This is a genomic window from Streptomyces sp. NPDC002004 (assembly GCF_053593975.1).
In genome coordinates, this window is sequence record NZ_JBSFDP010000013.1 from 58171 (window position 1) to 81776 (window position 23606).

General features: G+C 72.1%; 27 protein-coding genes and 1 riboswitch. Of the genes, 14 read left to right on the forward strand and 13 right to left on the reverse strand.

Features of this window, described 5'->3' with window-relative positions:
- Nucleotides 1-242 precede the first annotated feature (242 nt).
- Both ACWCP6_RS20790 and ACWCP6_RS20795 read left to right on the forward strand, forming a co-directional pair.
- Nucleotides 243-470 carry a toxin-antitoxin system HicB family antitoxin gene (locus ACWCP6_RS20790; RefSeq protein WP_450933940.1) on the forward strand — a complete coding sequence of 76 codons (228 nt, stop codon included), beginning with the start codon at nt 243-245 and terminating at the stop codon, nt 468-470.
- Between the two features lie 2 nt (nt 471-472).
- Nucleotides 473-844 (forward strand): fic family toxin-antitoxin system, toxin component, encoded by a 372-nt coding sequence (locus ACWCP6_RS20795; protein ID WP_450933941.1) that lies wholly within the window; start codon nt 473-475, stop codon nt 842-844.
- 57 nt (nt 845-901) lie between these two features.
- Here the strand turns inward: ACWCP6_RS20795 and ACWCP6_RS20800 are convergent, their stop codons facing one another.
- From ACWCP6_RS20800 to bioB, 4 genes are all read right to left on the reverse strand, one after another.
- A complete protein-coding gene (locus tag ACWCP6_RS20800; protein ID WP_450933942.1) occupies nt 902-1576 on the reverse strand; it encodes a class I SAM-dependent methyltransferase in 675 nt (224 codons plus the stop codon).
- Nucleotides 1577-1860: 284 nt separating this feature from the next.
- Entirely contained in the window at nt 1861-2577 is a 717-nt protein-coding gene (gene bioD, locus ACWCP6_RS20805) for a dethiobiotin synthase (RefSeq protein ID WP_450933943.1), read from the reverse strand.
- A gap of 1 nt (nt 2578) precedes the next feature.
- Nucleotides 2579-3862, reverse strand: a complete 1284-nt coding sequence (locus tag ACWCP6_RS20810) for an adenosylmethionine--8-amino-7-oxononanoate transaminase (RefSeq protein ID WP_450933944.1) — start codon at nt 3860-3862, stop codon at nt 2579-2581.
- Nucleotides 3855-5063, reverse strand: a complete 1209-nt coding sequence (gene bioB / locus ACWCP6_RS20815; RefSeq protein WP_450933945.1) for a biotin synthase BioB — start codon at nt 5061-5063, stop codon at nt 3855-3857. The genes ACWCP6_RS20810 and bioB overlap by 8 nt, the downstream gene beginning before the upstream one ends.
- Before the next feature lie 251 nt (nt 5064-5314).
- Here bioB and ACWCP6_RS20820 point away from each other — a divergent pair, with 251 nt between their 5' ends.
- Nucleotides 5315-6454 carry an 8-amino-7-oxononanoate synthase gene (locus ACWCP6_RS20820; RefSeq protein WP_450933946.1) on the forward strand — a complete coding sequence of 380 codons (1140 nt, stop codon included), beginning with the start codon at nt 5315-5317 and terminating at the stop codon, nt 6452-6454.
- Between the two features lie 9 nt (nt 6455-6463).
- On the opposite strand, the gene ACWCP6_RS20825 is transcribed toward ACWCP6_RS20820, so the two are convergent.
- Together ACWCP6_RS20825 and ACWCP6_RS20830 are read right to left on the reverse strand one after the other, a co-directional pair.
- Nucleotides 6464-6688 carry a DUF397 domain-containing protein gene (locus ACWCP6_RS20825; protein ID WP_450933947.1) on the reverse strand — a complete coding sequence of 75 codons (225 nt, stop codon included), beginning with the start codon at nt 6686-6688 and terminating at the stop codon, nt 6464-6466.
- A 9-nt stretch (nt 6689-6697) separates the two neighbouring features.
- The gene (locus tag ACWCP6_RS20830) at nt 6698-7558 is read right to left on the reverse strand and encodes a helix-turn-helix domain-containing protein (RefSeq protein WP_450933948.1); all 861 of its coding nucleotides are present in this window, start codon (nt 7556-7558) and stop codon (nt 6698-6700) included.
- Nucleotides 7559-7809: 251 nt separating this feature from the next.
- Here ACWCP6_RS20830 and ACWCP6_RS20835 point away from each other — a divergent pair, with 251 nt between their 5' ends.
- A complete protein-coding gene (locus ACWCP6_RS20835) occupies nt 7810-8241 on the forward strand; it encodes an ATP-binding protein (protein WP_450933949.1) in 432 nt (143 codons plus the stop codon).
- A 117-nt stretch (nt 8242-8358) separates the two neighbouring features.
- On the opposite strand, the gene ACWCP6_RS20840 is transcribed toward ACWCP6_RS20835, so the two are convergent.
- The 4 genes from ACWCP6_RS20840 to ACWCP6_RS20855 all read right to left on the reverse strand — a co-directional run bounded on the left by ACWCP6_RS20840 (nt 8359) and on the right by ACWCP6_RS20855 (nt 11104).
- A complete protein-coding gene (locus ACWCP6_RS20840) occupies nt 8359-8898 on the reverse strand; it encodes a DUF6328 family protein (RefSeq protein ID WP_450933950.1) in 540 nt (179 codons plus the stop codon).
- Between the two features lie 114 nt (nt 8899-9012).
- Nucleotides 9013-9486, reverse strand: coding sequence for a C40 family peptidase (locus tag ACWCP6_RS20845; protein ID WP_450933951.1), 474 nt, complete (start codon nt 9484-9486; stop codon nt 9013-9015).
- Nucleotides 9487-9489: 3 nt separating this feature from the next.
- A riboswitch (cyclic di-AMP (ydaO/yuaA leader) is annotated at nt 9490-9654 on the reverse strand.
- Between the two features lie 507 nt (nt 9655-10161).
- On the reverse strand, nt 10162-10461 hold the full coding sequence (locus ACWCP6_RS20850) for a hypothetical protein (protein ID WP_450933952.1): 300 nt from the start codon (nt 10459-10461) through the stop codon (nt 10162-10164).
- A 7-nt stretch (nt 10462-10468) separates the two neighbouring features.
- Complete coding sequence (locus ACWCP6_RS20855) at nt 10469-11104, reverse strand: ATP-dependent Clp protease proteolytic subunit (protein ID WP_450933953.1); 636 nt, start codon at nt 11102-11104, stop codon at nt 10469-10471.
- Between the two features lie 104 nt (nt 11105-11208).
- Here ACWCP6_RS20855 and ACWCP6_RS20860 point away from each other — a divergent pair, with 104 nt between their 5' ends.
- The 8 genes from ACWCP6_RS20860 (at nt 11209) to ACWCP6_RS20895 (ending at nt 18743) form a co-directional block, all read left to right on the forward strand.
- Complete coding sequence (locus ACWCP6_RS20860; protein ID WP_450933954.1) at nt 11209-11499, forward strand: type II toxin-antitoxin system Phd/YefM family antitoxin; 291 nt, start codon at nt 11209-11211, stop codon at nt 11497-11499.
- A gap of 405 nt (nt 11500-11904) precedes the next feature.
- A complete protein-coding gene (locus ACWCP6_RS20865) occupies nt 11905-12207 on the forward strand; it encodes an urease subunit gamma (RefSeq protein ID WP_450933955.1) in 303 nt (100 codons plus the stop codon).
- 10 nt (nt 12208-12217) lie between these two features.
- Entirely contained in the window at nt 12218-12529 is a 312-nt protein-coding gene (locus ACWCP6_RS20870) for an urease subunit beta (RefSeq protein WP_450933956.1), read from the forward strand.
- Nucleotides 12522-14258 carry an urease subunit alpha gene (locus ACWCP6_RS20875; RefSeq protein WP_450933957.1) on the forward strand — a complete coding sequence of 579 codons (1737 nt, stop codon included), beginning with the start codon at nt 12522-12524 and terminating at the stop codon, nt 14256-14258. The genes ACWCP6_RS20870 and ACWCP6_RS20875 overlap by 8 nt, the downstream gene beginning before the upstream one ends.
- Nucleotides 14259-14288: 30 nt before the next feature.
- Nucleotides 14289-14963 (forward strand): urease accessory protein UreF, encoded by a 675-nt coding sequence (locus ACWCP6_RS20880; RefSeq protein ID WP_450933958.1) that lies wholly within the window; start codon nt 14289-14291, stop codon nt 14961-14963.
- 364 nt (nt 14964-15327) lie between these two features.
- Nucleotides 15328-16008 carry an urease accessory protein UreG gene (gene ureG / locus ACWCP6_RS20885; protein WP_450933959.1) on the forward strand — a complete coding sequence of 227 codons (681 nt, stop codon included), beginning with the start codon at nt 15328-15330 and terminating at the stop codon, nt 16006-16008.
- A gap of 131 nt (nt 16009-16139) precedes the next feature.
- Nucleotides 16140-16898, forward strand: a complete 759-nt coding sequence (locus ACWCP6_RS20890; RefSeq protein ID WP_450934082.1) for an urease accessory protein UreD — start codon at nt 16140-16142, stop codon at nt 16896-16898.
- Nucleotides 16899-17147: 249 nt separating this feature from the next.
- Complete coding sequence (locus tag ACWCP6_RS20895) at nt 17148-18743, forward strand: alpha/beta hydrolase (protein WP_450933960.1); 1596 nt, start codon at nt 17148-17150, stop codon at nt 18741-18743.
- A 17-nt stretch (nt 18744-18760) separates the two neighbouring features.
- Here the strand turns inward: ACWCP6_RS20895 and ACWCP6_RS20900 are convergent, their stop codons facing one another.
- The 3 genes from ACWCP6_RS20900 to ACWCP6_RS20910 form a co-directional block, all read right to left on the reverse strand.
- A complete protein-coding gene (locus ACWCP6_RS20900) occupies nt 18761-19246 on the reverse strand; it encodes a YbaK/EbsC family protein (protein ID WP_450933961.1) in 486 nt (161 codons plus the stop codon).
- A complete protein-coding gene (locus ACWCP6_RS20905) occupies nt 19247-20290 on the reverse strand; it encodes an NAD-dependent epimerase/dehydratase family protein (RefSeq protein ID WP_450933962.1) in 1044 nt (347 codons plus the stop codon).
- Between the two features lie 130 nt (nt 20291-20420).
- Nucleotides 20421-21152, reverse strand: coding sequence for a lysophospholipid acyltransferase family protein (locus ACWCP6_RS20910; RefSeq protein WP_450933963.1), 732 nt, complete (start codon nt 21150-21152; stop codon nt 20421-20423).
- Between the two features lie 163 nt (nt 21153-21315).
- Here ACWCP6_RS20910 and ACWCP6_RS20915 point away from each other — a divergent pair, with 163 nt between their 5' ends.
- On the forward strand, nt 21316-22497 hold the full coding sequence (locus ACWCP6_RS20915) for a hypothetical protein (protein WP_450933964.1): 1182 nt from the start codon (nt 21316-21318) through the stop codon (nt 22495-22497).
- A 270-nt stretch (nt 22498-22767) separates the two neighbouring features.
- Nucleotides 22768-23580: a VOC family protein gene (locus tag ACWCP6_RS20920; RefSeq protein WP_450933965.1), complete on the forward strand. Its 813-nt coding sequence runs from the start codon at nt 22768-22770 to the stop codon at nt 23578-23580.
- The last annotated feature ends 26 nt before the right edge of the window (nt 23581-23606 follow it).

Consider the following 23606-nt stretch of genomic DNA (forward strand, 5'->3'; position numbering starts at 1 on the left):
GATCACTGCCGGAGCCGTCCGCGAGCGCGTTCGCCGGAACCGGGCGGAGGCTGCAGCCGGCCTCCGTGGCCGTGCCCTTCGCGGCGGGGCCGTCCGCACCGGACCGCCCCGGCGTGCGCCGTCCGCAGGGCCGTCCCGCTGCGCGCCCGGCGCCTGCCGGTCCGCCCGTGCCCTTCGCGGCGTGCGCCGTCCGCACCGGTCCGCCCTTGCCCGCGCCAGCTCCCCGGCGCTAGCGTCGACGTATGGCGAAGACTCGGCTGAACGTACGGGTGGACGAGAACACCGCCCGAACGGCCCGCGCCCGAGCGACGGCCCGCGGTATCAGCGTCAACCGCTACATCGAGGAACTCGTCCAGCAGGACGCCGGGGAGATCGGTCACACGTTCGTCGAGGCGGCGGCCGACTTCATGCAGCAGTACGAGGGCGTGTTCAGCGAGGAGTTCGGCGCGGACGGCGAAGGCCGTCGCTGACCTTGGACCTGTGCATCGACCTCGCCTGGCTCCTCATGATCGCGGAGCGTAGGACACCCGGAGATCCCCAGGTCACCGACTGGGGCGCCCTCGTCGCAGCCGTCAGCCGCCACGAGGCGGAGATATTCGGCGCGCCCGTGTACGACGACGCGCACACCCGTGCCGCCGCGCTGCTGCAACTGCTGCTCCACGTCCCCGCACTGGAGCACTCCAATGCGCTGTACGCGTCCGCCGTCGCCTATGCCTATCTCGTCGCCAGCGGCGTCAAGGTCGTCACCTCGCCCGACCAGGTGCGCGACCTGGCCCGTCTGGTGAAGGACGGGCAGGTGACGGTCCACGACATCGCCGAGGAACTGCGGCACTGGAGCCGGTGAGCCGGGGAACCGCCGGTGGGGCGGCATCCGCCCAGGGCCGACGGGATCCCGGCCCGCTCACGGGGCCGGGCTCCCCGGCTTGAGCGCCATCCCGAGGACGCAGTACGACGTGGGCAGGAGCGGACCCCTGTCCGGCACGAGCAGCCGCCGGTACGGGCCCAGCTCGAACTCCGCCCCGCGCAGTGCGCCGATCGGGTCACGCGCCACATGGCAGCCGCCGAACAGCAGCGGCCAGACCGTGCGGTCCAGCGAGCGCTGAACCGGCACCATCGCACCGCTCGGAGCCCGTCCGTGCTCGAAGAACCGCAGCTGCCCGCCGGGCCGCAGCACCCTGCGCACCTCGGCCAGCGCCCGTGGCACGTCCCGGACGCTGCACAGCACCAGCGAGAGCACCGCCGCGTCGAACGCCTCGCTCTTGACGGGCAGCGCCTCCGCGGCGCCGGGCACCACGTCGACCGGAACGTCGGCGCGCTGTGCGGCGTCCAGCGCCATCCGGCGCAGCACACTCTCCGGTTCGATCGCGACGACCTCCGACACGGCCCGGGGATAACGCGCGAAGTTGAGGCCGTTGCCGGCGCCGATCTCGATGACCCGGCCGCTCAGCCCGGCCAGCAGTTCCTCACGGTGCGGGCCGACCGTGCGCTCGGAGGCGACGCTGAACTTGGCGTAGAAGCGGGCGAACAACGGGTGGTGCACGGCGTCCTTGGACGCCTTGGGGCTCCTCGAGGGCATGGAGCGCCTCCCTTTCCCGGCGGCAGCGGCGGCCTACGGGGATTGTGCCCCCGGAGACGGCAGGGTGACCCTCCCCGCGACGGCGCGGTTCCGCCTGCCGGTGCGGTGCGCCCGGAGACTGTGCGGAGCGTCCTCCCGGAGCAGGGGGAAGGACCGCGCGCGGTGGTCGCGGAACCGTGCCGCTGCGGGCGGACGCGCCGCGGGAGAGCGCCGGAGCCCCGTTTGCGGGGGCTGCGGCCGTTACGAACGGGGGCTGCGGTGCCGCGTCCGGAGGGCTTCGGCCGTCACGGGCCCTCGTGGGACGTGAACCGCTCGGCGTCCCACGTGCCGTGCAGCCGGGGCGCCAGCCATCCCGGGGCCGCCGTGCGGAACGCGGCCGCATCGAGGGCACCCGCCCCCTCCGGTACCGCTCCCACGAGGGGCGCCCCCGCGGACACCGGCAGGTCCGCGAGATTGCAGCGCGAGGCGAGGTCGGGCAGACGGGGCCAGCTGCCGACGACCACACCGGTCAACCCGATGCCCCGGGCGCGCAGCGCCTCCGCCGTGAGCGCCGTCGTGTTGAGCGTGCCGAGCCCTGCGGACGCCACGAGCAGGACCGGCGCCCCGAGCTCCCGGGCCACGTCGGCCAGGGTGGAGCCGGCGGCGTCGAAGCGCACGAGGAGTCCGCCCGCACCCTCGATGAGTACGAGGTCGTGGTCGGCGGCGAGCTTTTCCGCCGCCTCGGCGATCTCCCGCGGTCCGACGGGTGGCAGCCCCGCGCGCGCCGCCGCCGTCTCGGGTGCCAACGGCTCGGGGAACCTGGCGAGTTCGGCCACCGTGACCCCGCCCGCGAGCCGGATCACCTCGTCCACGTCACCCGGCTCGCCGGGGCCGACCCCGGTCTGCGCGGGCTTCAGTACCGCGACCGACCTTCCGGCCGCGCACGCCGCCGCCGCGACGGCCGCCGTCGTCACGGTCTTGCCCACCTCGGTCCCCGTACCGGTGACCACCAGAACGGTCATGTCAGCCCTCCTTCGCCGCCGCGCACACCGCACGGCCGATCCGGGCGAGGTCCTCGCCGTCGGTGATGTACGGCGGCATCGTGTACACGAGGTCGCGGAAGGGCCGCAGCCACACGCCCTCGGAGACCGCCGCCCGGGTGGCCGCCGCCATGTCCACCTCGTGGTCGAGCTGGACGACGCCGATCGCGCCCAGGACGCGTACCTCCCGTACTCCCGGGAGATCCGACGCGGGCGCGAGCCCCTCCCGCAGGGCGGTCTCGATGCGCTTGACCTCCGTCTGCCAGTCCTGGCCGAGCAGCAGGTCGATCGACGCGCAGGCGACGGCAGCCGCCAGAGGGTTGCCCATGAACGTCGGGCCGTGCGCCAGGACAGGGACCTCGCCCTGCGAGATCCCGTCCGCCACGCGCGGCGTGCACAGGGTCGCCGCCATGGTCAGGTAGCCGCCGGTCAGGGCCTTGCCCACGCACATCACGTCCGGGGTGACGCCGGCGTGGTCGGCGGCGAACAGGGCGCCGGTGCGGCCGAAACCCGTCGCGATCTCGTCGAACACGAGCAGCACGTCGTGCGCGTCACAGGCCTCGCGGAGGACCCGCAGATAGGCGGGGGAGTGGAACCGCATGCCGCCCGCGCCCTGCACCACCGGCTCCACGATCACGGCGGCCAGTTCGTCCGCGTGCCGGCCGATCAGGTCGTCCAGGTGGGCGGCGTACGACTCCTCGTACTCCACCGGCGGCCGGTCCGCGAAGACCTGGCGCTGGAGCACGCCGGACCACAGCTCGTGCATGCCGCCCTGGGGATCGCACACCGCCATGGGCTGCCAGGTGTCGCCGTGGTAGCCGCCCCGCCAGGTGAGCAGCCGGGTCTTGCCGGGGCGGCCCAGCGAACGCCAGTACTGGAGGCACATCTTCACCGCGACCTCGACGGACACCGATCCCGAGTCGGCCAGGAAGACGTGCTCCAGGCCTTCGGGCGACATGTCGACAAGGCGCTTCGCCAGTCCCACTGCCGGCTCGTGGGTGAGGCCGCCGAACATGACGTGGCTCATCCGGTCCAGCTGGGCCCGTACCGCGTCGTTGAGCACCGGGTGGTTGTAGCCGTGGATGGCCGACCACCACGACGACATGCCGTCCACGAGCTCACGCCCGCCGTCGGCGAGGCGCAGCCGCACCCCGGCCGCCGACTCGACGACGAGCGGTTCCTGGCGGCCGGGCATCGGGCCGTAGGGGTGCCAGACGTGCTGCCGGTCCAGGGCCAGCAGCACGTCCGGGGTGAGCGGCTCAGGCATTGGGCGCGAGGTCCGTGCCGGCGCCCCGGCGGCGTACCGCGACCAGGTCCGTACGGGCCTCGGACGTCTCGGTGGCCGGTGCGGAGCCGCACACGGAGCCCTCGTGGGACCCACAGGCCGCGTCCTCGTGCGAGCCGCAGCCCCCGGTGCCGTGGGACCCGCAGGCCGAGCCCTGCTGCGAGCCGCAGCCGCCGGCCGCCCGGTGCTCGGGGAGCGTCACCGTGTCCGTGCCCTCGACCTCGAAACCGGCGTCCGCGATCATGTCCAGGTCCTGCTTGCCGGCCTGGCCCTCGCTGGTGAGGTAGTCGCCGAGGAAGATCGAGTTGGCCAGGTGCAGCGCCAGCGGCTGCATGGAGCGCAGGTGCACCTCACGGCCGCCCGCGATCCGCACCTCGACGTCCGGGCAGACGAAGCGGACCATGGCGAGAATGCGCAGACAGCGCTGGGGGGTGAGGTTCCACTCCTTCGCCAGCGGGGTGCCCTCGAACGGGATCAGGAAGTTCACCGGCACCGAGTCCGGGTCCAGCTCGCGCAGCGAGTAGACCACGTCGACCAGGTCCTCGTCGGTCTCGCCCATGCCGGCGATCAGGCCGGAGCAGGCGGACAGACCCGCCGCGTGCGCCTTCTGGACCGTGTCCACCCGGTCGGCGTACGTGTGCGTGGAGGTGATCTCCCCGTACGTGCTCTCCGAGGTGTTCAGATTGTGGTTGTACGCGTCGGCGCCGGCCGCGCGCAGCCGCTCGGCCTGGCCGTCCGAGAGCAGGCCGAGACAGGCGCACACCTCGACGCCCTCGTTCTGCTCCTTGATCGTCTGGATCGTCTGCGACACCCGGTCGACGTCGCGGTCCGTCGGACCGCGGCCACTCGCGACCAGGCAGACCCGCTTGGCGCCGCCCGCGACACCCGCGGCGGCCGCCTCGGACGCCTCGTCCGCCTTCAGCCAGGTGTACTTGAGGATCTCCGCCTTGGAGCCGAGCCGCTGCGAGCAGTACGAGCAGTCCTCCGGGCACAGGCCCGACTTCAGGTTGACCAGATAGTTGAGTTTCACCCGTCGGCCGAACCAGTGACGCCGCACCTTTCCGGCCGCCGCCACCACGTCGAGCACGTCGTCGTCGGAGGTGGCCAGTACGGCCAGCGCCTCCTCGCGGGTCGGCAGCTCGCGCCGAAGCCCCTTGTCCACCAGCGTGTTCAGCAGATCCATGGCGCCGATCCTTGCCTACGGAGCGTACTCAGGCCAAGGAGAGTTCGCACAACTCCCACCGTTCGGAGTGTGGGTATTGCCACATTCTTGGCGGCTGGCCGTGGAGCTACAGTCTGTGCACTGCCTACAAACGAGGCGCGGCCCACAACGGGGGCGGTACCTGCGGGCGGGGCCCGCCGCCGGACAACCCGGCCGCACCGCGCATCCTCTCTTCCTGCACAGCGAACCCCTCGTACGCCCCGGAGGCGGCCATGGCGAGATCTCCCTTCGACTGGATCGACGAGCAGGCACGTCTGCGCCGCCGGGCCGGTCTGGAGCGCACCCTGCGTCCGCGCTGTGCGGAGTCGACACTGCTCGACCTGGCGAGCAACGACTACCTCGGGCTCGCGCGCCACCCCCAGGTCACCGAGGCGGCCGCCGAGGCCGCCTTCCGCTGGGGCGGCGGCGCCACCGGATCCCGGCTGGTCACCGGCTCCACCGGACTGCACGCCCAGCTCGAGAGGGAGCTCGCCGACTTCTGCGGCTTCGAGGCCGCCCTGGTGTTCTCCTCCGGCTATGCGGCCAACATCGCCGCCGTCACCGCGCTCGCCCCGCACGGCTCGCTGATCGTGTCGGACGCCGGGAACCACGCCTCGCTCATCGACGGCTGCCGCCTCGCGCGCGGGACGACCCAGGTCGTGCCGCACGCCGATGTGGAGGCGGTGCGCAAGGCGCTGGACACCCATGAAGGACCCGCCGTGGTCCTCTCCGACACCGTCTTCTCGGTGGACGGCGACGCGGCCCCCCTCGGCGGGCTCGCCGCCGCCTGCCGTGAGGCCGGCGCCGGGCTGGTCGTCGACGACGCACACGGCGTGGGCGTGCTCGGCGACGGAGGCCGCGGCGCGCCGTTCGCGGCCGGTCTCGCGGGCGACTGCGACGTGGTCACCACGGTCACCCTGTCGAAGTCGTTCGGCAGCCAGGGCGGTGCCGTCCTCGGACCGGCCCCGGTCATCGACCACCTGATCAACGCGGCTCGTACCTTCATCTTCGACACCGGCCTGGCACCGGCGGCCGCGGGCGCCGCGCTGGGCGCCCTCGGCCTGCTGCGCCGCGACCCCGGACGCGCCGCACGCGCCCGGGCCGTCGCGACCGAGCTGTACGAGCGGCTGACCGCGTCGGGCCTGGAGGCGGTGCGCCCTGACGCGGCGGTGGTCTCGGTGCGGGCGCCCTCGCCCGAGGAGGCCGTGGAGTGGGCGGCCGACTGCCGCGCGGCCGGGGTGGCCGTGGGATGCTTCCGGCCGCCGTCCGTGCCGGACGGGATCTCGCGGCTGCGGCTGACCGCCCGGGCGGACCTCACCGACGAGCAGATCGCCGAGGCCGTGCGCGTGATCGGGCGTACCGCGCCCCGCTGACCCCGGGGATCAGCGCAGACCGTCGAGGAAGGTCCCCCAGGCGGCGGCCGAGAAGAGCACGGCGGGCCCCGTGGGATTCTTGGAGTCGCGGACGGCGAGCAGGCCCGCCGCGGGGCCCGGGCCGAGCTCGGCCGTCTCCACACAGTTGTTCATGCCCGTGCTGCGGCTGCTGCGCCGCCAGCCGACGGGGGCCAGCGATGTGCTGGACGGAACGTGCCGAGGCAGAGCGGTCATGGTGCCTCCCTATGCGCCGTCACCCATCCCGGCGATGAAGTCCAATGAGTCCGTGGGTGAAAGGGCGTGATTCCGAAGAGAGTTGAAGGCTTCGGTGTATGCCCTGAGGTCTTCTTTCCGTTCGAGGTAGAGACTACTCATCAAGTGGTCGAGAACAACCACGTCCAGATCGGCAATGTGCGGAAATGAGAAAATAACGAAAGCGCCGGTCTGGCCGATATGGGCGCCCGCCGTGAAGGGCAATACCTGGATCCGCATATGCGGCAGGCACGCCACTTTCGCCAAATGCCTCAGCTGCGCCGCCATCACGCCGGGCCCGCCCACCTGCCGGCGCAGCACCGCCTCGTCGAGGATCGCGCTGAACTCCAGCGGCGGATCGCCGCGCAGCACGTCCTGACGCGCCAGCCGTACGTCGACCAGCGCCTCGATCTGCCGCTCCGGCAGGCCGCCCAGCGAGGCCCGGGTCACCGCGCGGGCGTAGTCGGGGGTCTGCAGCAGGCCCGGCACCACGGAGTTCTCCAGCGTGCGCATTCCGCAGGCCTGTGCCTCCAGACTGATGAAGTCCTGGTATGCCGGTGGCAGCAGCCCGCGATAGGCGTGCCACCAGTGACGCCGCCCGCCGTCGTCGTCGGAGCCCGCCAACGCGACCAGAAGTTCCCGGTGTTGGATGTCCTCCACGCCGTACATGTCGAGCAGCAGCCGCACATCGGCCTGCTTCACACCGCTGCGGCCCGTCTCGATCCGGCTCACCTTCGACTGGTGCCAGCCCGCGCGCCGGGCGGCCTCACCGCTCGTGAGCCCCGAGCGGTCGCGGAGCGCACGCAGTTCCGCGCCGAGCTTGCGGCGGCGCACCGCGGGACCGTGCTGCATGGGCCGTCTCCTTCCGGCCGACACCGCGGCGGCTCACCCGCCGACGGTAGAGGAAGCCACACGGTATGGGTCAAATACGCTCTCTCGTCGCAGAGTTCACCGCTTCGAGCGACAGATATATGCATTCTCAGGGGATGCGCTCCCTGATCGGCGCGCGAGTGGCAGTCTGGCGACAGCACCGGTCCGGGGCCGTATCGAACCATCCGCCACGTGTCGGAGTCCGGCCCCGATGGGAAAGGGACGACGTCGCCATGGCAGACCACCAAGAAGCCTCCGTCACTCTGCCGAGCGATCCCGCCTCGGTCTCCGCGGCGCGGAAATACGTCAGCAATGTCCTCACGGAATGGGGACTGCCCGGGGACGCGGATGTGGCCGACACGGTCCGGCTCATCGTCTCCGAACTCGCCACCAATGCCGTCCAGCACACCTTCGGCCAGTCGCCCACGTTCACCGTGGACGTGACGCTGGAGCGCGACGAGCAGCTGCGCATCGGCGTCACCGACAGCCACCCCCGCTTCCCCAAGCGGCTGCCCGCGGCGGTGCAGCAGGACAACGGCCGCGGCATGGTGATCATCCGCTGGCTGGCCAACGAGTACGGCGGCAGACTCAGCGTCAGTCCGACGCCCGAGGGCGGCAAGACGGTGTGGATCGCGCTTCCCTGGACGGTTCCCGTCCAGAACTGACCTCGGCCCGGAGCGCGCTCGCCGGGTCCCGGGCTCCCCGGCAGGTCCCGGAGCCTCCTCTGCCCCGTCCAGGTGCCGTGTCGCTCAGGCCGCGTGTCGCCCGGGCGGCCCGAGGCGTCACCGGCGGCGCCCTCGGCGCGCGGGCACGCGTGCCGTCGGACGGGACGCCGGCCGGACCGCGATGTTCCGGCGCCGCACCAGCCGCGGCAGGACGCCCCAGAGCAGGACGCACACGAGCAGGGTCCCGCACCCGGCGGCGACGCCTCCGGTCCGCCCCGCCGCGACGTCCACGACGAGCAGCACCGAGCCGGTGAGCGCCAGTGCGAGGGCGCCCAGGCCCACCCGGGACAACTGCGACGAGACACGCACGATCTGCCGTTTGGCGTGCTGCTGGAACAGGAAGCGATGGAGCGCTGCGGGCGCCGTGAAGAGCGCGGCGGACAGCATCGCCAGGAGCAGCGTCGTGACGTAGGTGGCCCGCTCGAAGCCGTCGAGCGTGGGGAATCGAGGGGTGAAAGCCAGGGTCAGCAGAAAGGCGAAGAGGATCTGCACCCCGGTCTGGGTGACTCTGAGCTCCTGCAGAAGCTCGGAGAAGTTGCGGTCGGCGCGCTCGAGGGGTGTTTCCCGTCGCGCCGTCACGAATCGGACGTCCGGCATGAGGAGACGGGTTCCCGGGTCGGCCCGTCTCCTACCGCCGGCGCGGGCAGGGGCCCCCGTAGGGGTCGCCACCACCCGCGCCACGGCTTCAGCGGATGCGCCGGCGCCCGAGGGTCACCGCACCCGCCCGTACCAGACGTTCCTGGTCCAGATCTTCGACATCTTGACCACGTCCCCGGTCTTCGGGGAGTGCCAGATCCTTCCCTTCCCGGCGTAGATGCCCACGTGGTAGACGCTCGAGCCGTAGTGGAAGAAGACCAGGTCGCCCTGCTGGCGCTGGGACGCCGGGACATGGCGGGTCCTGTTGTACTGCGCCGCGGCCGTGCGCGGGAGCTTCTTGCCCGCGCGCTTGAACGAGTACAGCGTCAGTCCGGAGCAGTCGAAGCGGCGTGGTCCGGTGGCCCCCCACTGGTACGGCGCGCCCCTCTTGGACGCCGCCACCTGGAGCGCCCTCGCTCCGAACGTGGCGGCCTCGGCGTCGGCAGCGACCCCCGGAACCACGATGGTGCCGCCGACGGCGGCCAGCGTGAGAGCCGATGCGGTGCCGGCCCGGCCCAGGAGTGACGGGACGCGATTCAGCGCAGTCATGCGCAACCCTTCGTCAGCCGCCTGTGAAGGATGACCTGTCGGGTTCGGGCAGGCGAAGATGCCCGGCCGCTGACGCGGCTTCACCCCAAGGACCGATCGGATCGCTCCGGCCGGCCCGCCGTGCTGGGTCCTCCACTCCTGCCGATCCACATCTGTCGACCGGGTATCCGGGCGGCGGCAGGACTCGGCGTCCGCCCGGACCGCCCCGCCGCGGTGGCGGGGTCTTGTCGTCGGAAGGGATCTTCACGCACGAAAGGCGCGAATTCCGAGTTCTGCCGGGCATTTGTGAGGCTACTCACGATGTGTCTGTTCGGGTGGACACCACACCTTTCGAACATCACGGAGGGTGTCGATGACCCCCGGACCAGCGGCGGAGCGTGAGATTCCACGTGAGTTGTACGCGGATCGAGCAACTCTGTTCGTCCATCGCGTCGATGGCCGATTACGCCATCGGGGGGTAACCCGTCTGGTGCGTTTCGGATCGCTTCCGGACGTGTCGGGGTCGGTTCCGAACGGGTCGTCAACTCAGTTCGTCCGATTCCGGGGTGCCCTCGGTCCGGTTCAGTTCGGTCCGGTTCGGTCCGGTCGGTCGTGCGTGCGTGCGTCGGGCCCGTCGTGGAGTCCGGTCCCTCGCGGGCCCTGTTCGTCGCGGGTCGGTCCGCCCTGCCGGAGGAGTCAGGCCGGCGGGAGCGTGACCCGGGCGGCGCGCCGCTCGCCGTCGAGAACGCGCAGTGCCCTTACCAGCGTGGGACCGTGCACCTCGGACTCGCCGCGCTGGTGCATCAGGGTGAGCGCGTCGCGGAGCGCCGTGGCCTTGCCGACCAGGGCCTGGGCGGCGCGCAGACCGCCGTAGGTGCGCTCGGCGCGAGCGGGGTTGATGCGGCCCAGCAGGTCGACGACCTCCAGATAACGGTCGATCAGCTCGGCCTCGGCGCGGGTCAGCGCGGGCAGCGGCGGCAGTTCGGGCGGCAGCATCGGCGCGTCACCTCGCACCGTGTGCGGGACGCTGAGTCTTGCGGCTCGGGACCACCGCGTCGATCAGTCCGTGGGCGACGGCCTGCGCGGCGTCCAGGACCGTGTCGCGCTCGATGTCGGCGGCGACCTGTTCGGGCTCGCGTCCGGTGTGCCGGACCAGCATCTCCTCCAACTGTGCCCGCGCCCGCAGCAGCTCGCGCGCATGGATGTCCAGGTCGTCCGGCCGGCCCTGCAGGGGCTCCGGCGCCGATGGCTGGCGCAGCACGATGCGCGCTCCGGGCAGTGCGGAGCGCTTGCCGGGCGCACCCGCCGCCAGCAGGATCGCGGCCTCCCCGACCGCCTGCCCCAGGCACACCGTCTCCACCTCGCAGCCGACGTACCGCATGGTGTCGTAGATCGCCGTCATCGCACTGAACGAGCCGCCGGGGGAGTTGATGTACAGCGAGATGTCGCGGTCCGGCGCCGCGTACTCCAGGTGCATGAACTGCGCCATCACATCGTTGGCCGTCGTGTCGTCGACCGGCGTGCCCAGGATGACGATCCGCTCCTCCAGAAGCCGCGAGTAGGGGTCCATCGTGCGCTGCCCCGTGGCGGTGCGCTCGGTGAACTCGGGCAGTACGTGACGGGCGGCCGGTCGGTGCATGGCATGCCTTTCTCGGGGCGGGTGCCGCAGTCCGGTGGCGGGCGCCCCCGGACCTCGGCTTCTGTAAAAAATGTACAGGACGTACATGACGTAATGTGGGGAGCATGGCCTACGAGATTCCGGTGACGCAAGCACGTGCCGAGCTCGCCGATCTGATCAACCGCGTCGTCTACGGCGGCGAGCGCGTGGTCGTGACCCGGCACGGCAAGCCGCTCGTCGCCCTGGTTTCCGCCGCTGACCTGGAGCGTCTGGAGGCGGCCGGCGGAGTGCAGGACGCGTCGGAGGAGCAGGCCGTCAGCTCCGTTTCGTCCATCGGCTCGATGGGCTCGTCCGCTCCGGGCGAACGCCACCGCTTCGGCATCGCGGCCGAACACCGGGGGCCGGAGATCCGCTGACCGCGGGCCCGGAGGGAGCGGTCGCGTGACCGGAGCCCGCCGAGTACGCGCGCCGGCGGCGCACTGAACGCGCCCGTCGCCTCACGGAGTTCCCCCGGGAGTTTCCCGTGCGCCCGGGCGTTCCGTGGTCGGATGCCGCCGCGCGGGTGCCCGGGAGGGCCGTCGTCGGATGCCCCGATGTGTCCGGGTATGGAGACGGCCAGCGGACGGTCATGGCATGGCCAAAGCTTGGTTAACGTCCCTGAAACTCGTTCGAACTAGCCTGCACCCCCACGCCACCTGGGGTTTTGTAGCTGCTCATGCGCATGATCGCGCGCATTCGTTGTGCAGCACAGCCATGCCTGTCGCGGTGGCCGCGGCGACCGGACCCCGCACGGTCCGGAGCGAGGACTGAAGGTGGGACCCGTGCATCTGACCCCCCATGAGCAGGAGCGCCTGCTCATCCATGTGGCCGCCGACGTGGCCGAGAAGCGCCGGGCTCGCGGACTGAAGCTCAACCACCCCGAAGCCGTCGCCCTCATCACCTCGCACATCCTCGAGGGCGCCCGCGACGGCCGCACCGTCGCCGATCTCATGTCGTCGGGCCGGAAGATCCTCAGCCGGGACGATGTCATGGACGGCATCGCCGAGATGATCCACGACGTCCAGGTCGAGGCCACGTTCCCGGACGGCACCAAGCTCGTCACCGTCCACGAGCCGATCGTCTGAGGGGGCCCGCATGATTCCCGGAGAGATCCTTCTCGCGGACGAGCCCGTCCTCATCAACGAGGGCCGCGGGACGACGCGCCTCACGGTGCTCAACTCCGCCGACCGTCCCATCCAGGTGGGCTCCCACTACCACTTCGCCGAGGCCAACCCCGGCCTCGACTTCGACCGTGCCGCCGCGCACGGCCGGCGGCTCAACATCGCCGCGGGCACCGCCGTGCGCTTCGAGCCCGGCATCCCCGTCGACGTGGAACTCGTGCCCCTGGCCGGCCGGCGCATCGTGCCCGGGCTGCGCGGTGAGACCGGAGGTGCCCTCGATGTCTGAACCGTCCCGCGCACAACTCTCCCGTGCCGCGTACGCCGACCTGTTCGGGCCGACCACCGGCGACCGGATCCGGCTCGCCGACACGGACCTTCTGGTCGAGATCGAGGAGGACCGCTGCGGCGGCCCCGGCCGCTCCGGCGACGAGGCGGTGTTCGGCGGCGGCAAGGTCATCCGCGAGTCGATGGGGCAGGCCCGCACACCGCGTGCGCAGGGCGCCCCCGACACCGTCGTCACCGGCGCCGTCATCGTGGACCACTGGGGCGTCGTCAAGGCCGACATCGGCATCAGGGACGGCCGGATCACCGGGATCGGCAAGGCCGGCAACCCGGACACCATGGACGGGGTCCACCCCGATCTGGTGATCGGCCCGGAGACCGAAGTCATCGCGGGCAACGGCAGGATCGTCACCGCGGGCGGCATCGACACCCATATCCACTTCATCTCGCCGACCATCGTCGAGGAAGCGCTCGCCTCCGGTGTCACCACCCTCGTGGGCGGCGGAACGGGACCGGCCGAGGGCTCCAAGGCGACCACCATCACTCCGGGTTCCTGGCACCTCGCCCGGATGTTCGAGGCGATGGAGTCGAGTCCCGTCAACATCGGCTTCCTGGGCAAGGGCAACACCATGTCCGCCGAGTCGATGCACGCCCAGCTGCGTGCCGGCGTGCTCGGCTTCAAGATCCACGAGGACTGGGGCGCCACCCCGGCCGTCATCGACGCCTGTCTGAGCGTCTGCGAGGACAGCGGCGCCCAGCTGGCCATCCACACGGACACCCTCAACGAAGCCGGCTTCGTCGCGGACACCTTCGCCGCCATCAAGGGCCGCACCATCCACGCCTTCCACGTCGAGGGCGCGGGCGGCGGGCACGCGCCCGACATGATCACGGCCGTGTCGCTGCCGAACATGCTGCCCAGCTCCACCAACCCGACGCGCCCCCACACCGTCAACACCGTCGAGGAACACCTCGACATGCTGATGGTGTGCCACCACCTCAACCCGGCGGTGCCCGAGGACCTCGCGTTCGCCGAATCACGGATCCGGCCCACCACCATCGCGGCCGAGGACATCCTGCACGACCTCGGGGCGATCTCCATCATGTCGTCGGACTCGCAGGCCATGGGCCGCGTCGGCGAGGTCATCCTGCGCACCTGGCAGACCGCGCACGTCATGAAGCGCCGCCGCGGCGCACTGACCGGCGACCACCGCGCGGACAACCACCGCGCCCGTCGCTATGTCGCCAAATACACGATCAACGCGGCGATCGCGCAGGGCATCGACCGCGAGGTCGGCTCCGTCGAGTCCGGCAAGCTGGCCGATCTGGTGCTGTGGGAACCGGCGTTCTTCGGCGTCAAGCCGCAGCTCGTCATCAAGGGCGGGCAGATCGCGTACGCGCAGATGGGCGATGCCAACGCCTCCATCCCGACGCCCCAGCCGGTGCTGCCGCGCCGGATGTTCGGCGGCCACGGGACCGCTCCGACCGCGAACTCGTTCAACTTCGTGGCGCAGGCGGCCCTCGACGACGACCTGCCCGACCGGCTCGGCCTCGCCCGCCGGTTCGTCGCCATCACGTCCACGCGCGGACTGACCAAGGCCGACATGCGGCAGAACGACGCCCTGCCCCGGGTCGAGGTGGCGCCGGACAGCTTTGCGGTCACCATCGACGGGGAGCTCGTCGAGCCCGAACCGGCCGCCGAACTACCGCTGGCCCAGCGGTACTTCCTCTTCTGAAACGGCTGGTACGGAAATGACGAGCACGTCATGAGCCGGGCCGCGCTCCTCGTCCTGGCCGACGGCCGGTTCCCCGCCGGTGGGCACGCCCACTCGGGCGGGGCCGAAGCCGCCGTCGCCGCCGGACGGATCACCGGGGCCGCGAGCCTGGAGGACTTCTGCCGGGGGCGGCTGCACACCACCGGAGTGGTGTCGGCCGCGCTCGCGGCGGCGGCCGCGCTCGGCGTGGACCCGCTCGCGCTGGACGACGCCGGCGACGCCCGTACCCCGTCGGCCGCGCTGCGCACGGCCGCACGCAGGCTCGGCCGCCAGCTGATGCGGGCCGCCCGTGCGGCATGGCCGCACCCCGAGCTCGACGCGCTGGCACGGGCACGCCCGCGCGGCGCCCATCAGCCCGTCGTGCTCGGGGTGGCGGCGCGGGCCGCCGGACTCGGGGGCGAGGACGCCGCGTACTGCTCGGCCTACGAGAGCGTCAGCGGGCCGTCGACGGCCGTGGTACGGCTGCTGAGCCTCGACCCGTTCGACGCCACGGCGGTGCTGGCGCGGCTCGCGCCGGAACTCGACCTCGTCGCCCGGCGGGCGGCCGAGGCGGCGCGGAAGACGGTCGACGACGGTGTCGATGCGCTGCCCTCCGCCTCGGCGCCCCTGCTGGAGATCGGGGCGGAGGCGCATGCCGCGTGGCCTGTGCGGCTGTTCGCCTCGTAGGGCCCGTCGCCGGACTCCCGCCCGGCCTGCGGGCCGACGACGGCAGTTCGACGGCAGGCCCTGGAGGGCGCGCTCCCGCCCGCCGAACCCACCCATTCCCGTAGGCCCTGGAGTCCTGCCCCCAGGACCTCAGAACCTCCAGAACCCCAGAACCCCAGAACCCCAGAACCCCAGGAACCCAGGAACCCAGGAACCCAGGACCCGAGAACCGAATCGCCTTGAAGGAGCCCGGCGTCGACCTCCGGACGGGCCGCGCATCCGGGTCCGTCCTCGAACGCCGGGCGAGCCGCCCCGGTTCGGGTCCGTCCTCGCGCCGCGCACGACGGGCAAGAATCCACGACAGGCCGAACGACTGGAGCCTCCCATGCACCTCGACCACTCCCACGCCCACGGCGGCCCCGCCGCGGTCGGCGCCGATGCCCTTCGGCCCGACGGGAGCCGACGCGCCCTGCGCATAGGCCTCGGCGGCCCCGTGGGCTCCGGCAAGACCGCGACCGTGGCCGCCCTGTGCCGGGCCCTGCGCGACGAGCTGTCGCTCGCGGTCGTCACGAACGACATCTACACGCGCGAGGACGCCGAGTTCCTGTTGCGCGAGGCGGTGCTGCCGCCCGAGCGGATCACCGCCGTGGAGACCGGGGCGTGTCCGCACACCGCCATCCGCGACGACATCTCCTCCAACCTCGAAGCGATCGAGGACCTGGAGGACGAGGTCGGACCGCTCGATCTGATCCTCGTCGAGTCCGGCGGCGACAACCTCACGGCGACCTTCTCCAAGGGCCTCGTCGACGCGCAGATCTTCGTCATCGACGTCGCCGGCGGCGACGACATCCCCCGCAAGGGGGGGCCCGGGGTGACCACCGCCGACCTGCTGGTCGTCAACAAGACCGACCTCGCCCCGTACGTGGGCTCCGACCTGGCCCGGATGGCCGCCGACGCCAGGGCGCAGCGCGCCGAACTGCCCGTGGTGCTCCAGTCCCTGAGGACCGAGGAGGGGGTGCGCCAGGTCGCCGCCTGGGTCCGCGCACGGCTGGCGGCGTGGACGTGAGCAGGATGGCCGGTGGGAGCGTCGCAGTGGCCCGGGCCGCCGGGGGCGGCGCCGTGACCATGGACGGCGCGGGAGGGACGGCGCACCGCGCAGCCGGCGCCGCCGCGGAGGCCGGAGCGGTGTCTGCCGTGCTGTCCGCCGCGGGGATCGGCGCCACCGCCCGGATCTCCGCCGTCGCGGACGGCCGCGGCGGAACCGCCCTGCCGGTACTCCGGGGCGAGGGCCCGATCGCACTGCGCCGGATCCGGTCCGCGGGGCCGCAGGCGCGGGTCGTGCTGGTCGGCGCGATGAGCGGGCCGCTCGGCGGCGACCACTTCCGGGTGGAGGCCACGGCCGCCGAGGGTGCGCACCTGCACGTCGGTTCGGTCGCGGCGACGCTCGCTCTGCCGGGGCAGGCGAAGGAGCCCGCGCGCTACGACGTGCGGCTGGACGTCGCCGACGGCGCCGAGCTGCGCTGGCTGCCGGAGCAGCTCATCTCGGCGTGTGACAGCGAGCTGCAGGTCACGACGCGGGCCGAGCTCGCCCCGGGCGCGCGTCTCGTGCTGCGCGAGGAGCAGGTCCTCGGGCGCACCGGCGAGGCCCCGGGCCGCCTCACGAGCCGGCTGACCGTACGGCGCGCCGGGCGGCCCCTGCTGGACCAGGAACTCGCCTGCGGCCCGGGGGCACCCGGCGGTTGGGACGGACCCGCCGGCATCGCCGGGTACCGGGCCGTCGGCCAGCTGGTCGTCGTACGACCGGAGTGGGAGCGCCAGCAGCCCCCGGCCGCACCTCTCGGCGAGCTCGCCGCCGTGACCCCGCTCGCCGGGCCCGCGGTCCTGGTCACGGCCGTCGCCCCGGACGCGAGAGAGCTGCGCCGTGTCATGGACGACGCCCTGGACGCGCTGGGCTGAGCGGCACGGAGGACGCCCGGCCCGGATACGCGCCCTCGTGTCCGGTTCGTCCGCGTGGCCGTGTTCCGCGTCTCCTGAGGAAGCGTCACCGCTCAACGACGACACGTTATCCGGTTATCGGATTGGTAAAGAACCCTCGTCTCTCCTGTTGTCAGGGACCCACCAGCCGCCAGGATCCCTCCTACTGATCGACGTCCGACCGACGTACTGATCTTGTCGCCGATTCAATCGGCCTAGGGGAGGCAGCACTTGAAGGGAACAGGAAGAGCGAGGCGTTCCGCCGTGCTCGGTTCCGCGGGCACGCTCGTCGCGGGCACGCTCATAGTCGGCGCGCTGGCCGCGCCGGCCGCCAGCGCGCACACCCGCACCGGCCAGGACCGCGAGGCGCGCGGTGCCGCGATCGCCGCGGCCCGGGCCGCCAAGGCGGGCATCGACTGGAAGGACTGTCCTGCCGACTGGGGGCTGGAGAAGCCCATCCAGTGCGGCTGGGTCTCGGTCCCGCTGAACTACGCGCACCCGTTCGGCAAGCAGATCAAGCTCGCCGTCGACCGCATCGGCAACACCGGTACGAAGAGCGAGCGCCAGGGCGCGCTCGTCTACAACCCCGGTGGTCCCGGTGGCTCCGGCCTGCGGTTCCCGCGCCGGATCACCACCAACAACCCGCTGTGGGCGAAGACCGCGAAGGCGTACGACTTCGTCGGCTTCGACCCGCGCGGAGTGGGCCACTCCGCGCCGATCTCCTGCATCGACCCGCAGGAGTTCGTGAAGGCCCCCAAGATGGACCCGGTCCCGGACAGCACGGCCGACAAGCGCGCCCAGCGCAAGCTCGCCGCCGAGTACGCGGACGGCTGCGCCGAGCGCAGCGGCGACATGCTGCCCTACATGACCACGCCGAACACGGCGCGCGACCTGGACGTCATCCGGGCCGCCCTCGGCGAGAAGAAGATCAACTACCTGGGTGTCTCCTACGGCACCTACCTGGGCGCCGTCTACGGCACCCTCTTCCCGGGGCACATCCGGCGCATGATCGTCGACAGTGTCGTCAACCCGGCGCGCGAGAACATCTGGTACCAGGCCAACCTGGAGCAGGACATCGCGTTCGAGGGCCGCTGGAAGGACTGGGAGGACTGGGTCGCCAAGAACGACGCGACCTTCCACCTCGGTGACACCCGCGCCAAGGTCCAGGACCAGTGGCTCAAGCTGCGCGCCACCGCGAAGAAGCACCCGCTCGGCGGCGTCGTCGGCCCCGCCGAGCTGATCTCCTTCTTCCAGAACGCGCCGTACTACGACTCCTCGTGGGTGCCCACCGCGCAGGTGTTCAGCAAGTACGTCGCCGGCGACACCCAGGCGCTCGTCGACGCCGCCGCCCCGGACATGTCCGACACCGCGGGCAACGCCTCGGCCGAGAACGGCAACGCGGTCTACACCGCCGTCGAGTGCGCCGACGCCCAGTGGCCCACGAGCTGGAAGACCTGGGACCGGGACAACACCCGGCTCAACAAGGACTACCCGTTCATGACCTGGGCCAACGCGTGGATGAACCTGCCCTGCGCCACCTGGCACAGCAAGCAGCAGACCCCGCTGAACGTCAGGACCGGCAAGGGCCTTCCGCCGGTCATGATCGTCCAGTCCACGCGTGACGCCGCGACGCCTTATGCCGGCGCCGTCGAGCTGCACAAGCGGTTCAAGGGCTCCCGCCTGATCACCGAGAAGGACGCGGGCTCGCACGGTGTCACCGGTCTGGTCAACCCGTGCATCAACGACCGGGTCGACGCCTACCTGCTCACCGGCAAGCTGGACTCGGCCGACGTGACGTGCACCCCGCACGCCACGCCGCAGCCGTAGTCACAGCCGGTTGAGCGCTACTGGGAGATCGCCTCGGTCCGAGGCCGGGCGATCTCCCGGTAGTCGGCGGTGTCCAGGGCCAGCGAACGGTCCAGACGCGCCGCGTTGAAGAACAGCTCCTCGTGCTCCAACAGGTCCTGATCCACGACCAGTTCGAGATCCGGGTCGAAGGAGAACGGGAGAATGGTGCCGCTGACGCTGCCCGCGAGGCGCTCCGCGACCTCCTGCGTCGCGAAACCGGCGTACGACCCGCCGTACAGGGCCTTCACCGCGGAGAGGTCGACACGGCGGTCGCCCGGCACCACCGCCAGGACGTACCGCTTCTCCTTCTTGCCGATCTTCACCATCACCACGATGCACTTGGCGGCCTGCTCCAGGGTGTTGCCGCGCAGCGCGCTCACCGCTTCCGTCGCGCCCTCCGGCGCGTGCTCGATGACGCGGTACCCGGCACCGCGCTCGTCCAGCAGCCCGATCAGCTTGGTGTACTGGGGGTGCTCGCTCACCTAGTCCTCCTGCCGCGCCAGCCAGGCGTCTTCCGCCGCGTAGTCGAAGAGATCACCCGACGGATCGTACGCCCGGGCCATGGCCGGGAACGCCGCCCGCCAGTCCCCGCCGCCGAGCTGGTCCACCAGCCAACTCACCGTCTCCGGGAGCGAGTCGGCGTAGCCGACGGCCGGCCGGTAGCCCAGCTCCCGCTCGGCCGCCGTCATGTCGTAGACGATCGGGTGCGGTGCGCTCCACGGAGTGAGGCCGACTCCGGACCCGGGTGACGCTCCCTCCACGCGCACCGTCCGCGTCCGCACGCCCATCACGGCGTCGATCGCCGCGCCGATCTCCTCGACCGTCGGGGCCTCGGGGTCGCCCGCGTTGAGCACCCGGGAGCCGGGCCGTGCGGCGGCCAGCCGGATCAGTTCGGCGAGATTGCGGGCGTTCACCGGGTGGAAGCGGCTGCGGCCGCCGTGCGCGAGGATGCGGGTGCGCCGCCCGTCGAGGTTCCGCTTGACGAAGTACAGTTCCCGCGGCGCGGGGGAGTGCGGTCCGTGGATCGCACCGGCGCGCAGCAGCGTCACCGGCAGTCGGTCCCCGGCGCCGAGCAGCTCCCGCTCCAGCTGGATCTTCCGGGTGCCGTACGTCGCGTCCCCGGGCGCCACCGTCGGCTGGCTCTCCGGGATCGGCACGGGGTACTCGGGGGAACCGTCCGGCTCCCCCTGGGTGTCGAAGCTGCGCCCTTCGGCGTCCTCGTACACCGCGCCGCTGGAGATCACGACGGCCGAGCCGATGCGGTCGGCGTGCGTGAGCAACTGGCGGGCGTGCCGCCGCCCGTAGGCCACGATGTCGACGACCACGTCGCATCCGTCGCCCAGCAGCGCACCGAGCGCCGCGTCGTCGTCGCGGTCCAGCGCCACGGCGCGTACCCCCGCGGGCCACTTCTCGTCGTGCCGACCGCGGCGCGAGGCCGCGGTCACCGTCCATCCGTCCTCGGCCAGTGCCCGGACCGCGGCACGTCCGATCTGTCCTGTCGCACCGATGATCATTGCGTGTCCCATGCCCGGACCGTACGCCGGACGCCCGGGGCCGCCCAGCTGCTTTCGCGGTACGCGAATTCCTCGGACGGCGAAGCGGTGTGGTGGTGCGGCCTTCGGTGAACGCGTACGTCTGCGGGGCCACCGCCGCGCATCAGCTCAGCGGAAGCCGGGGAAAGGCACGGCGCTTGTCCACGGAGGCCTTCTTCTCCGCCTCCTCGGCCTTGACGACCGCCGCATACTGGTCGACGTATTCCTGCCCCGACAGCTCGAGAATGGCGTACATGATTTCGTCGGTGACCGCGCGCAGAGCCGCCTTCTGGTCCACGAGACCCGCATAGCGCGAGAATTCGAGCGGCTTTCCGAAGCGAATCGTCACGGGGTGGAACCTGGGCAGCCGCTGACCGGGCGGCTGTGCCTCGAACGTACCGATCATTGCGCACGGAATCACCGGAACGCCCGCTTTGATCGCCATGGCGGCGACGCCCACTTTGCCCTTGTAGAGGCGCCCGTCGTGGGAGCGTGTGCCCTCCGGGTAGATGCCGAGCAACTCGCCCCTGCCCAGGACTCGGAGCCCTTCGCGGATGGCGGCCTGGCCCGCCTCCTTGCCCGAGCGGTCCACCGGGATCTGCCCGGCGCTGCGGAAGAACGCGGCGGTCAGCCGGCCCTTGACGCCCGGTCCGGTGAAGTACTCGGCCTTGGCGAGGAAAGTGATGCGGCGCTTCAGGATCGACGGCATCAGAAAGTGGTCGGAGAACGACAGGTGATTGCCGGCGACGATCGCGGCACCCGAATCCGGAATGTGCTCAAGCCCTTCGATCCGGGGCCGGAACACCAGCCGCAGAAGGGGTCCCAGAAGGACATACTTGAGCACGTAATAAAACACGGGTCGGCTCCCCCAAAAGGTCCGGATGAGCGGTCAGTGTAAGCGTATGCGTCGCGATCCGTAACCACCCCCCGACCGTCTGTTCCCGGCCGGGCCGTCGCAACCGTTCCCGGCCTACGTGATCCCGCCGTGGACTACCGTGTGCGTGCGCGGAGGGAGGGCGATGGAGGGGCTTGTCGACGCCGTGATCCTGCTGTCCGTCGTGCTCTCCCTGGCACCGGCCCTGCGCCTGCGGGCGGGCCCCGGCACGGCCGTGCGGCACACGGGCCGCCGCGCGACCCCGCTCGCCGCCCTCGCGGCCGTGACCGTGGTCATCCTGCTCAACCAAGTGCTGTTCACGGTCTACGTGCTGCGCGTGCACGGCGGCGACGCGTCGTTCGTCGCGCGGTACCTGCCCGCCGGCTGGTTCGACCTGGCCACCGGTGACGAGGCGCTGCGGTCGCTCGCGCGAGGCTTCCCCGCCCCGTCGCTCCTCGCGCCCTGCGTGCTGCGCGTCCAGGCGTTCCTCGAGCTTCCCTTCGTGCTGCTGGCCTTCGCGACGGTCCTCCGCTGGCTCGACACCGGCCTCTACCGGAGGGTCGTGCGCTCGCCGCTGCTGCCGCTGGCCGCGGCGTCCTACACGGCCGTCTTCTGCGCCGTCGAATGGGAGCTCCGCAACCCGTTCACCTGGGACGACATCGCCCTCCGTGCCCTCTCCGCGGTGCTCACGCCGCCGCTCATGGCCCTCATGGGCGCACGTGACGCGGCGCCCTCCCGGTGGCCGTTGTCCGCAGCCGGCCTGCTGCTGTTCATCGCCTCGCTGGGGTCGCTGGGGGTGCTCGTCCTCGTCGTGTACGACACGGCGTTGCTCTACAACCTCGGACGGCTCGACGACCGGCTGCCGCTCGCGGCGGCCGCGGCCTGCGCCCTGGCCGGATCCCGGCTGGCGGCCCGTAGGGTCCGGGCCGCCCCGCCGGGGCCCGCCGTCCGGCTCGCCGGGCATACGCTGCGGCGCTGGCTGACCCTGTTCCTCGTGCCGGCGCTCGCGGTGCGCTACGGGGTCGCCTTCGGCACGCCGGAACTGGCGGCGGCCGCAGGACTCCTGATGGCGTCGGTGGCCGCGGTTCGGGCCGTGGGGGACACGCTGGGCCCGGGCCGGCCCCGGCCGGGGCGGAGCGCGCTCCTGCTGCTGGGGCGGATCGTGCCCGCCGTGGTGGCGGGCGGGGCGGCGGCGTACCTGGTCGCGCGCCTGGGGAGCGGGCCCTACTACGAGGCCACGCTGCTCGCCGCGGCGGCCGCGTTCCTGGTCACGGCGGTCACCGTCTGCGCCCTCACCGACGCGGGGATCGCCGGCCGGACGCCCTGACCGGCCGTAGACGGGCCCTGCCGCCCGGCGTGCGGCCCGGCACGCCGGGCGCCGGGGGTTTCGACGGCGCATCCCCTGGAACTCCGATGGGTGGTGGGTCGCGGGCGAACTCCCCGGGAGGGTTCGGAAGTGAGCCCGCCGCGCTGCCGCCCGTTCCGGGAGCATCCCGACGGGCGGCAGGGTTGTGCTCCTTCGGTACGGTTCGTACGGAATCACGCCGTTTCTGGTGCTATGGATACGGGTAGACGCACCAACGCTTGGAGGGCCCCGATGGACAACGACACGACAGCGGCCGGCACCGGATCGGCACTCACCAGTGATGCCGTCTTCGGGGCACCCTGTTGGGTCAGTCTGGTGGCCCGCGATCTGCCCGCGGCCCAGGACTTCTACGGCGGGGTGCTCGGCTGGAAGTTCCACGACGGCGGCCTGCTCGGCGGTGACGTCTGCGTCGCCTTCTCCGAGGGGGTGCCGGTGGCGGGCATGGGGACGCCGACGAGCACCCGCCAGGCCGTCGTGGCCTGGACGCCGTACTTCGCCGTCAGCGACATCGACGCCACCGCCGCCCGCATCCGGGAGCGCAGCGGGACGGTCGCGGTCGGGCCGCTCACCTTCCCCGCCGGACGGGCCGCCCTGGTCGCCGACCGCGACGGCGCGACCTTCGGGGTCTGGCAGGGCGAGCTCTTCGCCGGCTGGGAGAGCTGGCGCACCCAGGCCCCGGCCTGGGTGCGGCTGCGCACGCGTGACGCCTTCGAGGCCGCGATCTTCTACGGCGAGGTCCTGGAATGGGCCGGTTCCCGCTGCGGCTGCTGCGAGGTCGGGTACGAGGCGGACGAGGTCGTGCTGCGCAGCGGAGGGCACGTCGTGGCCCGCCTGTACTCCGGTGCGCTCGAGGACGCCGCGGACCCCACGGTCCGACCGCGCTGGCAGATCCACTTCCCCGTCGCCGATGTCGGCCGCTGCGTGGAGGCGACCGGCGAACACGGCGGCTGGGTCATCGAACGGACCACCACGTCCGACAGCGACGAGGCGATCCTGCGGGACCCCGACGGCGCGCTGTTCGCCGTCAACTCCACGAACGAGTAGGCGGGTCGGCGTCCGTGCGTAGGGCC